This window comes from Rossellomorea sp. NS-SX7, from assembly GCF_052828565.1.
In genome coordinates this window covers 3,745,554-3,761,910 of record NZ_CM128249.1, presented here as the reverse complement: position 1 = coordinate 3,761,910, position 16,357 = coordinate 3,745,554, and the positions used below count along the sequence as shown (strand labels likewise).

Annotated in this window: 17 protein-coding genes, 1 pseudogene and 1 riboswitch; of the genes and pseudogenes, 12 read left to right on the top strand and 6 right to left on the bottom strand. The window is 45.1% G+C overall.

Annotation, left to right across the window (positions count from 1 at the left end; all coding sequences use genetic code 11):
• Positions 1–16 precede the first annotated feature (16 nt).
• From ACUXV2_RS18590 to ACUXV2_RS18550, 9 genes and pseudogenes are all read left to right on the top strand, one after another.
• Positions 17–667 (top strand): 3'-5' exonuclease, encoded by a 651-nt coding sequence (locus ACUXV2_RS18590; RefSeq protein WP_446247110.1) that lies wholly within the window; start codon positions 17–19, stop codon positions 665–667.
• Between the two features lie 403 nt (positions 668–1,070).
• A complete protein-coding gene (gene spoIIID / locus ACUXV2_RS18585) occupies positions 1,071–1,331 on the top strand; it encodes a sporulation transcriptional regulator SpoIIID (protein WP_032086905.1) in 261 nt (86 codons plus the stop codon).
• A gap of 174 nt (positions 1,332–1,505) precedes the next feature.
• Positions 1,506–1,732, top strand: a pseudogene (locus ACUXV2_RS18580) (hypothetical protein).
• Positions 1,733–1,871: 139 nt separating this feature from the next.
• Positions 1,872–2,891, top strand: a complete 1,020-nt coding sequence (mreB, locus tag ACUXV2_RS18575) for a rod shape-determining protein MreB (RefSeq protein ID WP_446244632.1) — start codon at positions 1,872–1,874, stop codon at positions 2,889–2,891.
• A 100-nt stretch (positions 2,892–2,991) separates the two neighbouring features.
• Positions 2,992–3,831: a flagellar hook-basal body protein gene (locus ACUXV2_RS18570; protein ID WP_446244631.1), complete on the top strand. Its 840-nt coding sequence runs from the start codon at positions 2,992–2,994 to the stop codon at positions 3,829–3,831.
• A gap of 57 nt (positions 3,832–3,888) precedes the next feature.
• On the top strand, positions 3,889–4,731 hold the full coding sequence (locus ACUXV2_RS18565) for a flagellar hook-basal body protein (RefSeq protein ID WP_446244630.1): 843 nt from the start codon (positions 3,889–3,891) through the stop codon (positions 4,729–4,731).
• A 15-nt stretch (positions 4,732–4,746) separates the two neighbouring features.
• Complete coding sequence (locus tag ACUXV2_RS18560; RefSeq protein WP_446244629.1) at positions 4,747–5,022, top strand: DNA-directed RNA polymerase subunit beta; 276 nt, start codon at positions 4,747–4,749, stop codon at positions 5,020–5,022.
• Between the two features lie 122 nt (positions 5,023–5,144).
• Positions 5,145–5,579: a 3-hydroxyacyl-ACP dehydratase FabZ gene (gene fabZ / locus ACUXV2_RS18555; protein WP_446244628.1), complete on the top strand. Its 435-nt coding sequence runs from the start codon at positions 5,145–5,147 to the stop codon at positions 5,577–5,579.
• 403 nt (positions 5,580–5,982) lie between these two features.
• Complete coding sequence (locus ACUXV2_RS18550) at positions 5,983–6,279, top strand: hypothetical protein (RefSeq protein WP_446244627.1); 297 nt, start codon at positions 5,983–5,985, stop codon at positions 6,277–6,279.
• 63 nt (positions 6,280–6,342) lie between these two features.
• Here ACUXV2_RS18550 and ACUXV2_RS18545 read toward each other — a convergent pair whose 3' ends face one another.
• On the bottom strand, positions 6,343–6,672 hold the full coding sequence (locus ACUXV2_RS18545) for a helix-turn-helix domain-containing protein (protein WP_446244626.1): 330 nt from the start codon (positions 6,670–6,672) through the stop codon (positions 6,343–6,345).
• A 623-nt stretch (positions 6,673–7,295) separates the two neighbouring features.
• Positions 7,296–7,429: riboswitch (cyclic di-GMP riboswitch) on the top strand.
• A 33-nt stretch (positions 7,430–7,462) separates the two neighbouring features.
• Between ACUXV2_RS18545 and ACUXV2_RS18540 the strand changes: the two genes are divergently transcribed.
• Positions 7,463–7,597, top strand: a complete 135-nt coding sequence (locus ACUXV2_RS18540) for an anti-repressor SinI family protein (protein WP_446244625.1) — start codon at positions 7,463–7,465, stop codon at positions 7,595–7,597.
• A gap of 29 nt (positions 7,598–7,626) precedes the next feature.
• Here ACUXV2_RS18540 and ACUXV2_RS18535 read toward each other — a convergent pair whose 3' ends face one another.
• Positions 7,627–7,947 (bottom strand): helix-turn-helix domain-containing protein, encoded by a 321-nt coding sequence (locus ACUXV2_RS18535; RefSeq protein ID WP_446244624.1) that lies wholly within the window; start codon positions 7,945–7,947, stop codon positions 7,627–7,629.
• Positions 7,948–8,039: 92 nt separating this feature from the next.
• Positions 8,040–8,480 carry a YwpF-like family protein gene (locus ACUXV2_RS18530; RefSeq protein ID WP_446244623.1) on the bottom strand — a complete coding sequence of 147 codons (441 nt, stop codon included), beginning with the start codon at positions 8,478–8,480 and terminating at the stop codon, positions 8,040–8,042.
• Between the two features lie 418 nt (positions 8,481–8,898).
• On the opposite strand from ACUXV2_RS18530, the gene ACUXV2_RS18525 reads away from it, so the two are divergent.
• Positions 8,899–9,273 (top strand): single-stranded DNA-binding protein, encoded by a 375-nt coding sequence (locus tag ACUXV2_RS18525; protein WP_446244622.1) that lies wholly within the window; start codon positions 8,899–8,901, stop codon positions 9,271–9,273.
• A gap of 18 nt (positions 9,274–9,291) precedes the next feature.
• The gene (locus ACUXV2_RS18520; protein ID WP_446244621.1) at positions 9,292–9,465 is read left to right on the top strand and encodes a hypothetical protein; all 174 of its coding nucleotides are present in this window, start codon (positions 9,292–9,294) and stop codon (positions 9,463–9,465) included.
• 313 nt (positions 9,466–9,778) lie between these two features.
• Here ACUXV2_RS18520 and ACUXV2_RS18515 read toward each other — a convergent pair whose 3' ends face one another.
• The 3 genes from ACUXV2_RS18515 to ACUXV2_RS18505 form a co-directional block, all read right to left on the bottom strand.
• Positions 9,779–12,607, bottom strand: a complete 2,829-nt coding sequence (locus tag ACUXV2_RS18515; RefSeq protein ID WP_446244620.1) for a DEAD/DEAH box helicase — start codon at positions 12,605–12,607, stop codon at positions 9,779–9,781.
• Complete coding sequence (locus ACUXV2_RS18510) at positions 12,600–14,252, bottom strand: SWIM zinc finger family protein (protein WP_446244619.1); 1,653 nt, start codon at positions 14,250–14,252, stop codon at positions 12,600–12,602. The genes ACUXV2_RS18515 and ACUXV2_RS18510 overlap by 8 nt, the downstream gene beginning before the upstream one ends.
• A 425-nt stretch (positions 14,253–14,677) precedes the next feature.
• Positions 14,678–16,279, bottom strand: a complete 1,602-nt coding sequence (locus tag ACUXV2_RS18505) for an alkaline phosphatase (RefSeq protein ID WP_446244618.1) — start codon at positions 16,277–16,279, stop codon at positions 14,678–14,680.
• Positions 16,280–16,357: the final 78 nt, after the last annotated feature.

Genomic DNA, 16,357 nt, shown 5'->3' with positions numbered 1-16,357 from the left:
AAGGGAAGTGATCCCAATCATTTTTTCCAAAAAGAAGATGACGTGCCCCTTGAATTATGATTCGATTCCGATGAACAGAGCAATAGAGGAACTCACCTTCATCGTCTTCGACACAGAAACAACCGGCTTCCGTGTCAACGCAGAAGACCGGCTGCTCGAAATCGGTGCAGTCAGAGTGGAGGGATATAAGGTAAAAGACAAGATGACCTTTCAAACTTTCTCCAATCCGAATCGACTTATTTCTCAGGAAATATCCGATTTGACGGGAATCGCCTCGAAGGATGTCGAAGGCGCTCCATCAGCCCATGAAGCAATACGGGATTTCTTTGAATTCCTGCGTGAACAAAAAGCGGACTGCTTAACGGGACACTACGTCAGCTTTGATGAATTGGTGCTGAAGAGTGAAATGAAAAGGACGGGCTCCCACCTTCAAATGGCACCTAGCATCGATACACTGAACCTCATCGGGTATCTCGCCCCTTCGTATGATATGCGCGACCTTGAGCGATACGCTCAACTATTCGGCACCCGGATGTACCCAAGGCATCGTGCCGTCAACGATGCGTTGACGACGGCTTATTTGTTTGTGGAGCTGCTGGAGCTTCTGCGTGATCGGAAAGTCGATACGTGGGGCGAGCTGCTGAGGGTTAGCAGAGGGCGGGGGTGAACGGGGATTGTACCAGGTACAATTAACAACCTGTGAATCAGGTACAAAAAATAGTCGAGCACGTTGTTAAACACCCTCACTAAAAGGAGCAAATTAGCGTAACCTTAATTTATTTTCAGAAAATTCGCTCCAAACCTTGTCCTTATTGTCTTTTTTGTGCATATATGGAGACCTCGGCTAATAAAATGATACAAACCTATCAAAACAGAGAGTGTTTGAGGTGAGGAATCGTTTCAACCTACTATTTCACAAAGCCGAGGAATTTGTTCATACGTTGTAAGATCAGAAAGCCGCTGCTTTAAATAAAGCTTTCTGCCGCCGATTGCGGTCTGTACTATTTCATTGATGATATAGCGAGTCTCATTTCACACTTCTCACATCCAATTTAGGGAGGTCGAGTGGTGTGCACGATTACATCAAAGAGAGAACAATCAAGATTGGCAAGTATATCGTGGAGACGAAGAAAACTGTTCGTGTCATTGCGAAGGAGTTTGGCGTGTCCAAAAGTACTGTTCATAAGGATCTGACAGAACGCCTGCCAGAAATAAATCCAGAACTAGCAAACGAAGTGAAAACGATACTTGATTATCATAAATCAATCCGTCATCTACGAGGTGGGGAAGCCACAAAGCAAAAGTACAAAAAAGAAGAGCTCCACAGCTAATCAAAATACGCCAAGCTACGCATTGATGCGCTTGGTGTATTTTTAATTTTGTGGGTAGAGAGTTTATAAGTGGAGAGCGGTGCCTGGCACCGCTCTTAAATCAGTTGAATATGTGATTGAGCGCTCAGTCAAACAGGGTAGTAGTTGTAGTTTGTAAATATGCCTTTCCAGCAGTTGATTGGAATGCGAGACGAAGACTCCTGCGGGAAAAGCGCGTTAGGTCAGACCCCACAGGAGCGCAGCGACGAGGAGGCTTACCAACCGCCCGCGGAAAGCGAAGTCTCGCACGGAAATCAACTGCGGTGTTCAGTAGGACAATTCATTTTTTACATCTTTGCAACAAAAAACATCTAACTAAAATACTTTTTCAAATAAATAACAATTTCAATACATTTTTTTGACAAAGAATACGTCCTTTCGACATATTTGTGGTAAAATAATATATTGGGTGCAAGTTTTACCTTATCGTAATAACGTAATTACAAACTGACAATTAACTGACATATAAATGACTGGAATTGAAGAAGGGAGTAACACGAAATGTTTGCGAAAGATATCGGTATTGACCTTGGGACGGCGAATGTCCTGATCCATGTTAAAGGAAAAGGGATCGTTTTAAATGAGCCTTCGGTTGTGGCTCTTGATAAGAATACAAATAGGGTTCTGGCAGTCGGTGAAGAAGCGCGCCGCATGGTAGGTCGTACTCCTGGAAACATCGTGGCGATCCGCCCGTTGAAGGATGGGGTCATTGCGGACTTTGATGTAACAGAAGCCATGCTGAAGCATTTCATCAATAAGTTAAATGTAAAGGGTTTCTTATCGAAGCCTAGAATCCTGATTTGCTGTCCGACTAACATTACAAGCGTCGAGCAGAAAGCGATCAGGGAAGCAGCTGAGAAGAGCGGAGGAAAGAAAATTTATCTTGAAGAAGAGCCAAAGGTTGCTGCAATCGGTGCAGGAATGGACATTTTCAATCCGACCGGGAACATGGTTGTCGATATCGGAGGCGGTACAACGGACGTTGCCGTGCTTTCGATGGGTGACATCGTAACAGCGCAGTCCATCAAGATGGCAGGGGATAAATTTGATCATGAAATCCTGAACTACATTAAAAAAGAGTACAAACTCCTGATCGGTGAACGCACAGCAGAAGATATCAAAATCAATATCGGTACGGTTTTCTCCAGCAAGCGCGAAGAGGGAGAAGAGTTTATGAATGAGATGAGCATCCGCGGCCGTGACATGGTATCCGGATTGCCTCGTACGATCACCGTTACTTCCAAGGAGATTGAAGGCGCTCTTAAAGAGTCAGTTGCTGTTATCGTTCAAGCAGCTAAAAACGTCCTTGAGAAAACTCCTCCTGAGCTTTCCGCTGATATCATCGACCGTGGAGTGATCATTACGGGCGGGGGCGCTCTATTGCACGGTATGGATCAGCTTTTAGCTGAAGAATTGAAAGTGCCAGTCTTTAAAGCGGAAAACCCGATGGACTGTGTGGCAGTCGGTACCGGGATGATGCTAGAAAACATTGATAAAATCTCACGCAGAAAAATCGGCTGAGGGTAAAGGAACATTCTGGAATAACGAGACACGGATAAAAAAGAAGTCCAATGTGACCGATAGTATGATGGAAGAGCAAAATCGTAAAGAGGTGTAAAGTATGTTTCGTGGTTTTTATACAGTAGCATCCGGGATGCTTGCGCAGCAGCGCAAAACAGAAATGCTGACGAATAATATGGCGAACGCGAATACTCCTGGTTACAAGGCTGATCAGGCTTCGATGCGTGCTTTTCCAGAAATGCTTCTGGAGCGTCTGGACTCTGCGCAGGTCCCTACAGAGAACAGGCTGTCCATACCGTTTAATCAAAGGTTGGGCAAAATGAATACGGGTGTGTATATGCAGGAAACCACACCTAACTTTGTACAGGGAGATATACAGGAAACAGGCAGGAATGCCGACATCACCCTGTTGAACGGGAATATGCCGGTTGATGAAGATACAGGTGCTGTAGGATCGGTGTTTTTGACAGTGGAGGGCACAGATGGTCCGCGATACACCCGCAACGGGAATCTGACGGTAAATGGAAATGGTTTTTTGACTACGAATAGCGGCCAATTCATTTTAGATGAGAATGGAGAACGGATCCAGCTTGACACGGATGAGTTCAAAATTGGTGAATCAGGACAAATCCTCGTTGAAGATACAGTTGTAGCACGGTTGGGCATCGGTTTTTCGGAAAATCCCAATCAATTGATCAAGCAGGGAGACGGCTTGTTCGCAACGGAAGGAAACGAACCGCTTCAGAATGCTTATGATGCAGAAGGTGTCATTTTTACGGCAAAGCAAGGTTTCCTTGAACGTTCAAACGTAGACGCTTCCCGTGCAATGACAGACATGATGACCGCTTACCGGGCATTCGAGGCGAACCAGAAAGTGCTCCAAGCCTACGACCGCAGCATGGAAAAGGCAGCAAATGAAATCGGTCGGGTAAATGGATAGTCATCCTTTTGAAATAGTAATTCCAAGTGAAATACCTTATAATAAAGGGGAATTGACATGAACCGGACAATGATTACAGCGACGAATACGCTGGGCCAATTGCAGAAACAAATGGATATGATCGGTCATAACCTGTCGAATGCTGAAACATATGGCTATAAACGACGGGAAGCGACTTTTGCTGAAATGATGGTTCAGAACGTTCGAAATCAGGAGAATACCGACAAGGATATCGGCAGGCTTACACCGCTTGGAATCAGGTCAGGTACTGGTGCAAAGCTGTCTCAAGCTCAATTGATCTTGTCTCAGGGGTCGCTTAAGTCTACAGGGCGGTCGCTTGACTTTGCCTTCACAAATGAAAGACAGTTCTTCAAGGTGCTTGCGCAGGATGGTGATGCCAATGCTGTCCGGTACACAAGGGACGGTGCGTTCTTTGTCAGTCCTATGGGGAATGGAGAGTCGATGCTGGTCAATGGGAATGGTTACCCTGTATTGGATGAGGACGATAATTACATTACGTTTTCAGAGGACGCCTCAAGTTTTCAATTAGGTGATAACGGAGTCCTCACGATTTCCGGACAGAACGGACAGCAAGAGCAAGTGAATTTAGGAATAGTTTCCATTGAAAAACCTCAATTTCTCAGTCAATATGGAAGTAACCTTGTGGGTCTTCCCGAGAATATGAACCAGTTGGATGTCGATGCAGATGAGGTGCTGACAAACCTGATTGGTGGAGCGCGAACCGATATTTCAATGGTGCAGAATTCTCTTGAAGCCTCAAACGTCGATATCGGAAAAGAAATGACAGATATGCTGAATGTTCAACGATCCTATCAATTCCAGGCGCGTTCAATCTCGCTTGCGGATCAAATGATGGGCCTCGTTAATGGTATACGCTAAAAGGAGTCTTAAGCTATGAGTGAAAAAGAACTGGTACAAGAAGCGAAAACAAGAGAATCGGTGAAAGCTGAGAAAAAGGATAAGCCAAAGAAAGAAGCAAAACCGAAACGCTGGGTACGCGTCCGGATGCTTCCCATCTGGCTGCGGATCCTTCTGGTCGTTCTCCTTCTTGCTGCCAGTCTCGCCTTTGGAGCCATGGTTGGCTACGGCGTCATCGGAGACGGCAATCCAACCGACGTATTCAAAAAAGAAACCTGGCAGCACATTATAGATATAGTAACCAAGAAATAAGTTGAGAAGGCCCGTCCCTCATGCGTTATGCATCGAGGGACGGGCCTTTGCCGGCTATTCCATTCTCCCCTCGATTTATGTACAATGGAGAAAGGTTAGATATTACAGGAGGTACATAACACATGCTTGATATCAATGAAATCAAAGACATCATCCCACACCGCTATCCGTTTTTGCTGGTCGACCGTATATTAAAGGTTGAAGAAGGCAAAAAAGCGGTTGGCATCAAAAATGTAACGGCAAATGAAGAATTCTTCAATGGACATTTCCCAGATTACCCTGTAATGCCCGGTGTCTTGATCGTTGAGGCACTTGCACAGGTGGGAGCTGTGGCAATGCTTAAGAAAGAAGAAAACCGTGGCCGCTTGGCATTCTTTACCGGAATCGATAAATGCCGCTTTAAGCGCCAGGTAAAACCTGGTGATCAGCTCAAGCTTGAAGTTGAGATGACTCGCTTCAAAGGGGCAATCGGTAAAGGAAAAGGCGTTGCTACTGTTGACGGAGAAGTGGCGTGCGAATTGGAAATGATGTTTGCGCTTGGTGAGAAGGAAGAATAGAGTATTGGAACCGGTCCTGAGGTGATGTTTGAGTCACTGAGGGGCCGGTTTTTTATTTGGGGATTTACAATAAATCAAGACGGTGTGTGAACGTTCTCTAAGATGATGTTTTGATATTGCTTAACCTGATTCAGCTGATGATAGTGCAACACGAAGACTCCTGCGGTATTTGCGGGACAGATGAGACCCCACAGTAGCGCAGCGACGAGGAGGCTCATCGCCCCCCCCCGCGGAAAGCGAAGTCTTGCACGGAAATCAACAGCGGTGTTTAAAGGCGTATTTTTTATAATGAATTCCAAAAACCATGCAAATAAATCAAATTTCAGGGAAAACTAACCACGAAAGACCACAAACAGCGGTCTTACATCAAACAATCCAAACGTGTAGAAAGGAGTCATACATCATGAGCAAAAAGTTAGTATCAATCCTTAGTGGATCAGCATTAGCAGCTATGCTTCTAGTTGGGTGTAACATGAACGACCAGGAGCCGCCTCCAGAAGATAATGGTGTTGAAGAGAATGGTGACATGGACGAAAACGGTGACATGAATGACAACGATTTGAATGAAGAGAACTATCCTGAATCTGAAGATAAGAACACGCCGAATGATAAAGATGCAACAAAAGACAACAATACTCCTGAAGAAGATGTTATTGAAGATGACATCGATATGAAGGATGCGGATAATAAGGACGAGTAATAGTCCTTAAACAGAGATGGTGAAGGCTGTCTCTGTTTTTTTTGTAGACTGACAATTCTAGCGCTATTCTTCTATCTTCTTCATTCTAAGATGGTGTAGAAATGAGAGAAGATGATTAAATTCTTCTCTTGTTAAGCCATTATGTATGGCCTCCTCAAGAGTTTCAATCCAATCTTCATCTAGGGGTATATCCACAGTATCTATTGAAATAATTGATTCAAGAGGGACATTGAGGGTTTCGGCTAGTTTTTGAAGAACTTTAATAGAGGGGTTCTTTTGCAGCCCTCTTTCAATTGAACTGATATATGACTTAGAAATTTGGGAAAGCTGTGCCAATTCATTAATCGTCAGATTCTTTTGGGAGCGGATTTCTCTAATTCGATCCCCCACCATACACATCACTCCAGTTATGTACTATTATATTCATTATATAGAACAAAAAAGATAAAAGAAAATATGAAATATCGAGAAAACAGAAGATATCGGGAGTAAAAACACATAAAATGTTCTTTATTAAGAATAATTAAGCTAATTTGATTCTTTTGTTAATAAAAATTTGCTTTATAATAATGATATGTTCACTAAAAAGAACAAGAGGCGATTTTTATAGAAGAGGAGGATACAACCATGTATAAAAAAGTATGTTCCCGTTGCACTCGAAGTTCGTATAGCAGCAGCGAGATAGGTAAATGGGTTTGTCCATCTTGCGGAAATGATTTAACGAACCATTCCTTCTACGATTCCAAAACTTTAAAAAATATTAATGACAAAGTCCTTCCATTGAAAAGGAAACTGGAGACTTATCAGCAACACAAAGTGAAGAAATAAACGAAAGCTTCGACAAATACTTTTATTGCATGAGAAAGAAAGACAAGTTCTTATAAAAGTATTAAAGATTGGTGTCAAAAAACAACTGAATATGTAAGATAAAGTATAAAATTAATTATCAGAATAGACAAAAAATAACACTAAAAAAGATTATTGAGCAGTATAATGGGTATAGTTCTAATGAACTACTCAGATAAAGGCAAACCTATTGAAAAATAGGGACGCAAAGTCACAGATCTAAGGTAGGAAAATGCGTACATACTAACAGGTATATACATAGGCGAAGTGCTCATTGGGGGACTAAGATGGCTGGATTGCCTGAAATACATGAATGTATTTTGGGGAGGGGATCTAAATGAAGGAACGTGAGCTTGATTTAGAATGGGTGGAACTAGTGAGACAGGCACTGGAGGCAGGAATTTCAAAGAATGATATTAGAAAATTTATTCAAATTCATGGCAAAAAAGCAAATGAGTATAAGATCGTCTAATGTAAAAAGTCTTGCAGAAGCTGCAAGACTTATTTGTTGCCCAATTTCCATTTATTAAATTCAATGAACTCACGGAATTGTTCCTTCGTAATACCGGAATCCATCGCTTCCTCTGCAATTTTGATCCATTCGCGATCGACTGCTGTATTTTCGGGTTCATCGTGTAATAATGCATCCATCGAGATTCCCAAAGCGGCAGAGACTTTTTCCAAAAACTGAATAGATGGGTTTTGTTGAATGTTGCGCTCAATAGAGCTCAGATATGATTTAGCAACCCCAGCTTTTTCAGCCAGTTCTGTCATAGACATTCGTCTTTCCTGTCTATATTTCTTTACTCTTTCCCCGATCATCTTGGACACCTGCCTATTGAATCGTATCGATAAGCCTATTATAACAAACCGTTAACATCTGCTCTACAATAAGTTTACACATTTTCGTAAAATCAGACGCTCGGTTTTGACGTAGCTGGAATACGCGGCTTAGACACCATCTTTTCACGAAATTCTTTCACCAGTTCATCTCCTGAATACCCTTTTTGAAGCAAGTCGTCCAATAATAACTCGGCGTACTCATTGCGCTGTTTCTTTAATTTTCCTTCAAATAAGATACTCATCCGTCCGTTCATTTTCTTAATGCAGCGTATGGACGTCATGAATGCGGCGGGATCATTGGCTTTATGGGAAATGACGACCTGTATTTCCAAGTCATCCTCTCGCTGCTGGACCTTTTGGAAAAATTCAATGTGGTCTTGTGACATATACGTTTCCACAAGCCAAGTACCCTTTTCATCCTCTTTATTGATGATTAAACCGTCCTCAATTTCAAAATCCTGTAGTTCATCATTATCCACTACCTGAAGTGATATCACTTTAAAGGTTTTCATGAACGAACATCTCCTATAAATAGGTTTTTAATGGAAAGTCTATTTTCAAAAGGGGTGTAGATTCTCGTACGTTGTGCAGAACTCTGAATGAAGTGTGTGCACGTGCTCTTTTCGAATACAGCTCAAAACTGGTGATTACTGATTATTTTAAGATTGAAAAAAGTACTGTATACGAAAGAGCTTAGTTAAAAAAATTATATCATAGCAAGAATAGAATCCCTAATATCAAATTGTGTGAAAAAAGTCTGATTTCCGATATTTGGACGGATTTCACCTCGAAAATGGCAAATCTCCCTAGGGGAATTTGTCAAATTTAAGCCTGTTTTGGCTCTGAATTTTAGAAATTCACGATTTTACACGGTTGGAAGGGGGAGTGTAAGATGAAGTCATTCCAAAAAGAAAGGAGTGAAGAACGAAGGTGATCAATCAAGTAACCCTGGTGGGAAGGCTGACCAAGGATCCCGAAGCAAGAAAAACGATGGAAGGCAGGTCGGTCCTTAGTGTTACGGTTGCTGTCAACCGCCAGTTTAAAAATCAGCAGGGGCAGGTAGACACGGATTTCGTCATGTGCAAAATTTGGAACAAGGCGGCCGATAACACGGAAAAATATTGCCGCAAAGGTTCGGTTGTCGGAATCACTGGACGCATTCAAACTCGCAATTATGAAAACGACCAAGGAAAGCGTATCTATGTTACGGAAGTAGTCGCAGATTCGATCCGGTTTATGGATCCAAAGCCGCATCTTGAAAAAGAACAACAGCCGGAGAAAGAACCAATCGAACTGCCATTCTAAAAGAAGGGAGGGGAACATGTGGCAACCCTGCAAACGCTGGAGCAGCGAATCGATCGACTGGAAAAGCTGAACGAAGATTTGATCAAGAAAGTAGCACGGGCAAACGTCGAGAATTTCTACCTATCACAACGAGTCACCGCACTTGAACAAGGATATGAATATACGAACCCTGTCCTGCAGACCACATCATAAGGAACCTCGATATCTCTCCAACTTAGAAACCTTCAAACGAACATCCCAAATAATTTCTGTCCAACCTATAAGTTATGTCTCAAAGTCCAATTGTCATCATACCACCGCGTCATCCCTCTAACATACCTCGTTAGAAATAGAATATCGTAAGTAAGTAGTGAAGTAGTGTAGTAAGTTCCCCAATATGTCTTCATGTAGGGTCGGTTTCTTAGGAACCGGCTGTTTTTTGTGGTTTTGTACTGCTGAACATCGCTGTTGATTTCAGTGCAAAAGAAAAACCCCTCTCCAAAAAGAAAGGGGTCTAACACAAAATCTATTCCAACACCAACAACGACTGCAGATCCTGATCCGATAACTCCGTAACCCACTGATCACTTCTGATGATTTCATCGTTCAACGCCTGCTTCTTCTCGAGCATCGCATCGATCTTCTCCTCAAGAGTACCTGACGAAACCAGCTTATGAACATGGACGAATCGTTTCTGCCCGATGCGGTAAGCACGGTCGGTCGCCTGGTTCTCCACAGCAGGGTTCCACCAGCGGTCATAGTGGACAACGTGATTGGCAGCAGTTAAGTTCAAGCCAGTACCGCCAGCCTTCAAGGAAAGTAGGAACACAGGGAACTCACCGTTTTGGAATCGTTCGACAAGTTCATCGCGCTTGCCTTTGGCCATGCTGCCATTCAAGAATGGCACATCGACCGCGAACTCTTTCTTCATGACTTCCTGGATCATCTCGCCCATTGAGATATATTGGGTGAAAATTAATGTACCCTCACCTGACTCCAATGCGGTTTCCACGATGTCTTTCAGCTTCTGCATTTTCTCAGAACGTGTTAGGATTGACCGAGGAGACGGCTCTTTCAGGTAAAGAGCGGGATGGTTACAAAGCTGTTTTAATTGATTCAGCATCTGTAAAATCAATCCTTTGCGCTCGAACCCGCTCAACGTTTCCACTTTGGTCAATGTTTCCTGCACGAGCTGCTCATAAAGCGCCGCCTGTTCAGCCGTCAAGCTGCAGTATTCCTTCTGCTCGATCTTCTCAGGAAGGTTGAGCTCGACTTCCGGATCCTTCTTCGTTCTCCGCAGCAGGAACGGCTTGATTTTTGCTTGAAGCTCGCGGACCTTTTCCTGAGATTCATCCTTTTCGATCGGAGCAATATAGTTTTTCTGATACTGCGTGAACCCTCCGAGGTAGCCGTGATTCAAGAAATCGAAGATGGACCACAGCTCGGATAGGCGGTTTTCCATCGGCGTTCCCGTCAGTGCGATATGATGCTTTCCATTCAGCTTACGGATCGCACGTGATTGTTTTGTGTTCGCATTCTTGATGTTTTGTGCCTCATCCAGGGAGATGGAGCTCCATTCCACGTCAGACAGCTCGTCAAAATCAATGTGAGACAAGCCGTAAGAGGTCAGCACGATATCCATACCTGCAATCCGCTCAGCGAATTTTTCTTCTTTTGCACGGGAAGAACCATAATGAAGATGGACCTTTAAATCGGGCGCAAACTTCTCGATTTCACGCTGCCAGTTTCCGAGCACAGAGGTAGGCGCGATAATCAAAGCAGGCGTCTCCGGTTTCTCGGTCTCCTTCACATGTAATAAATAGGTGATGAGCTGCACCGTTTTCCCAAGTCCCATGTCATCGGCAAGGCATGCACCGAAACCGAATTTTCGTAAAAATAGCATCCAGCTCATTCCGAGCTGCTGATAAGGCCGAAGTTCCCCGTTAAAATCCTGAGGCGTTTCCACTAAAGGAATCGATGACACATTCGTCAGCTGACTTACAAGTTTTTTCAGGGAGCGGTTCAGCTCCAGCTGAATACGGGCATATTTATACGGATCATACTCGTCGTCCTGTTCCAAAGCTGCATCATCTTCATCCCTCGGTACCAGTTCCTGCTCCAGCATATCCTGAATCGAGATGCCTTCCTGCTTCGCCTTCGTCATCATCTGCTGAATGCGGCGGATCATCGCGGGATCGAGCTTCATCCACTGCCCGCGGATTTTCACCAGTCGCCTTTGGTCATCTACCAGCTTATTAAAATCCTCTTCCGACAAATTGACCCCGTTCATTGATAAGCGCCAGTCAAAATCGAGCATGGCATTCAATCCGACAAAAGATGGGCGGTAGCTCGTATCTGTGTTTTTCAGCTTAGCCTTCACCAGCACATGAGCATCCTTCATCGCTTCCCACCAGGAAGGGAGGAGGATTTCGATATCAAGGTCGATCAGCTTTTCACTCAGAACCGATAAGAAATCCCACGCATCGTGCTCGCTGAGGGAATCGGTCAGAATTCCGCCCGTGTCGCGAAGCATCGGGATCATCTTCAGCCAGCGTTCCTGCTCTTCACGGACTTGTGGCAAATACCTTTTCCAAGAAGGGGGAACCGTATCATCCGCCAACGAAATCACACGCTTCTCCTTCTTGCGGTCGCGCAAAATCGTCTCAAGCTGCCACGTTTCATCCTCATCGAGCGGCTCGGAAATGCGAAGTCCGATTGAAAACGGAAGCTCGTCATCCTCCTCGCCGCGAATCCACTCACTCCAGCGCTTCTCATCAAAATAAGCATGAAGCTCCTCCGAAGTCAGTGTACTCTCCTTCAGTTTCTGGATCCTCTTCATCGCCTCTGACCCGCCGGCCTCCATCGCCTCATTCAACGACCCTTCAAACCACTGCTGCGTTAAAGCGGCGAGGGACGGGCCTTCAGGGATGTCCTGTTTCCAGAACTCTTCATTGAAGTTTTCCCAGACTTCATCGGGGATGTGAAACTGGAGCCCTGTTTCCTGCCATTCATCGAAGCGGGGAAGCCATCGTCCTGCTTCTATTGCTTCATAGAGGACGGGGGCAATTGCATTGCACGCCTGACCGGCTTCGTCCCAGTCCCATTCCACCATCCCGCTGAAATGCTCCTGAGCGAGAAGCGTAAGCAGCTGCCACTGAGACACGACAATCCCGTCGTTCACGATGGTGTCGTTAAGAAGCGTCCCGTAATGGGTATCTTCATGCCACAGGAACAGCTGACTTTTCCAGTCGGAAGGGTGCAGCTTCTCTCCATCACCGTTTTCTGCTGTCAGAAAGAAGCGGTCTCCATATTTGGTTGCGTCTACATTGATTTTCACGGAAGACAGTTTAAGCATCGATCAACTTACCCTTTCTGCATTCTTCTTGAAACGCACGTAATCGCTTGTATTTTTCTAGAATGTACTCTATATAAGCATCCCATTTGTCGGTCTGTTTTAGCTTCTTATAAATCGTACGGATTTTCTTCAAGTACCTGACAGCCTGCCTATAGCTGTCACGGTTCTTCTGTTCGATCGCATCAATGACACCGTTATAATAGAGTGGCAGTGCAAGCTCCGGAGACTCTTTGTAGACCTCACGAAGACCTATGTTTTCCATCTCAGCGATTGAATAGCCCATATATTTCTGCAGTTCCACCCACTCGCGGTAGGATTTTGCGTTAAGCAGGAATTCTGTGTAGCTGTAATAGCTGAACGGCAGCATGGACAGCAGCAGTTCCCTTAAGAAGGCGGGATCTCTTTCCATCAGCCATTCCGTCGGCAGCTTCCGGACGAACCAGCGTACGAAGCTCGAAGCTTCATAATGATCCCGTTCCTCGATGTAAGAAGGAAGTCTTGTTAATATGGCCTTCAACAACAGAAGCAGTGCTTCATATCGCTTTGAGAGGACGAATTTTACAAGCCAGAACTCAGAATGAACAACCAGTTCTGTTCCGATTTTATCTACCATTTCCTCTGCTTTTTCCATCTCTTCAAGCAATAAATATTGATGAAGAAGGGCAATCTTTATGAACGAATCATCCTGTGATTCGGCAGCTTCCAGCCGTTTCACTTCCTCACGGCGCCACGCTTTTTGCTTGAACAGGTAGTACCAGATGAAGCGGTACACCTCCGCCTTGATCTCAGAACTGTGTTTCGGATCCTCACTCATTTCTCTCGATTTTTCCTTCAAAAAGGCAATGAACGGATCGAAGCTGAACGGCATCGCATGGACCGAGAGCTTCTCGACCGCATCCTCCATTTCATCCAAGAGAAAGTCGAACAGGGCATACTGTTCCCGGTTCAATGCGATGTCCCTTCTCTGTAAAAATAAATCCACCTTCAGTGTCAGGAAGAAGGTAGCGAACAGCTGATAAAGGGGCTTCCATTCCCGTTCGAACGGTGCTTCTTTGTTAAATCGTTTGTAGATGTTCTGGATGATGACGTCCATCAAATAGGGCTGTCTTTCAAGCAGCTGCAGGTCTTCTTTCTGTAAAAGCGTCTCGAAGAACTCCCACCATTCATCCGGTGTATTTCCGCGTGTTTTCCGTTCCTGTAATAAGTCACTGGCTTTACGGAGGGCACCGGAATCGCTGTGTTTCTTCAATAATTCATCCAGTGAAGACTTGTCACCTGTGTCCGAAGCGGGAGAGCTTTCCTGGCTGCGCCAGTCTTGGATCCATTCGCTGACCCGTGCCACCTTGTTGTAAATCATGAAAAAAGTCGCCATCTGGTGACGGCACCAGCCGGAGTAGGGGCATGAACATTTGCTCAGCAGAGGAAACTGCAGGTCCAGGCGCACCGAAACAGGCGTCACATCCTGGACGTCGGCGCTTGCTTCCTCATCGCGGACCTTTACGTTCGATACCAGGTTCTGGCGAAACAAAAGAAGCCCTTTTGAGACAATATTTCTTCCTTCGTCGGTGCCAGGGTTCAACTCGCCCTGTATCGCCCGACTCATCGGAATTAATTTATCTTTCAATTCTTCAATTCGAATCGCCATCGAACAATCTCTCCCATCTATAAAATCGCATTCTTTTATTATAACGCATATGGGGTGGGGATTGGAATAAAAGAGGGAAAAGTGCGGAAGTTGTGGAAGGGCGGGGGAGATATTTCTCGGGAAATGTCGATTGGTGGTGAGTGGGAGAGTAGGTGTGTGTCTTTATTTTGTGTATCTGGTACTGATAAAAGGGGGATGTACCAGTTGAAATATCTGAGCCAGGCTCAAATTGGGGCAATCGAGCCAGGCTCAAAACAACTTTTTTGAGCCTGGCACCCCGACCCCAGCCCAACGCCAACTACCAATGACCGGTACCAAGGTACAATTATGTGTCTACGGTGAAAATACTACAGTCTCCAAGGAGATTACCCGTAGGACAGTATACAAACATTAAGCCAGACTCTACCACCTATGCCCAAAACACCCTACTCCCCCCAATGAACATAAAACGTCCCCCCGCTATGAACATTCACACTCTTCAACTCAACAGCCTCACCGTTCCTCAAATAGAAATTCTTATTCTCTGGGAACCGAAGCTCCTCTTCGCCACGTGTAACGACAAGCACAGGATTCTTGGGATCACGCTTATCAATCAACGCCTTATAGCCCTTCTCCCTGAAAAATTCCTTCCCATCCACATACCAATCTGAAAAACTGTCTAAAGAAAATCCAAGATATCTGGCAAAAACTGAGGGAATCTCTGTATTCTCAATCAACCCAGCAGGCTTCCCGGGGCCATATCCATAAAGAAATACGTCCTCACCAGTATGGCCATGGGTGGAGAAACCTATATTCGCCCGCTTAGCAAGCAGTTTGACCATTTCGTTCTCGGTGTCCTTGGCTTCTTTCATCACACAATATTCTTTTTTGCTCAAACCAGACAGCCCGTAAGATTTCAACACATCTTTCAAATTTGAACGGTCATCCTTCAATTGGGAAGCTGCACCTTTAACCGTAAACTGGGCTTTTCTCAACGGTCCTGTGAAGGTTTCCATTGGCTGACGCTTATACGTTTTATCTGTATCCCGATTACCAAGCGTCAACCCGCTGTTGCCGTGATCCGTTACCGCGACGACCATGGTATTGCCGTCACGCTCAGCAAATTTCAATGCCTCACCGACAGCCCGGTCAAAGCTCAGCACCTCACTGATCATCCCGACAGGATCATTCTTATGAGCCGCCCAATCCACTTTACTGCCTTCCACCATCAGAAAGAAACCTTTCTCATTAACTGATAGTCGTTCGATGGCCGCCTTCGTCATCTCGGCAAGTGTTGGCTCATACGGCTTCAAAGCCTTCCGGTCCAAGTCATAGGCTAAATCCTCCTCTGCAAACGCTCCCCACAACTTCTCGGATCCACGATTTTTTGAAAGCCCGTCCCTCGTTGCGGTAAAGGAGTAAAGCGGATCGGATTTAATCTTATTCATAAGGTTTTCTCCGTCTTCGCGGGAGGTTTGTTTGGTTTTGAGCATGTCGTCGTCGTTTTTTACGGCGTTTTTGGATTTTGGTTTGAGCCAGGCTGCCCCGCCGCCGAGGATGACGTCTAGGTTCTGGTAGACCTGCTGTTCGCCGATGTCTCCGAATTCATCGCGATTGAGGACGTGGGCCGTGAAGGCAGCCGGCGTTGCGTGCTGGACAGGGGAGGTCGAGACGATTCCCGTTGCATATCCTGATAGCTTGGCTGCTTCCAAAACGGTCAAGACAGGTTTGCCGTCAGCGTTCATGGCAATATAGTCCGCCCTTGTTTTCTCACCGGTCGCCATTGCCGTCCCTGCAGCCGCAGAGTCCGTGATGGCAGATTCACCGGAATAGGTGCGTACGCCCCCGACCAGGATGTTGTCCAAGTTGAGCCCGGATCCTTTATACCATCTTGAAAGCGTGACGATGTCTGAATTGGTGCCGTCCATGATCATGAAGATCACATTTTTCTTAGGTGGGACAGAGGCAAATCCGCAGGTAGCGGGGAAGGAGAATGCAAGCAGGGATAGAAGGATGGTGACAATAAGCAGGGATTTGAAGATTTTCATGGAATCGTCTCCTTTAACATGGTGTCAGATACACTTAGTATCAACACTCATAAAGAGACTATGTATAAAAAAGCCCCG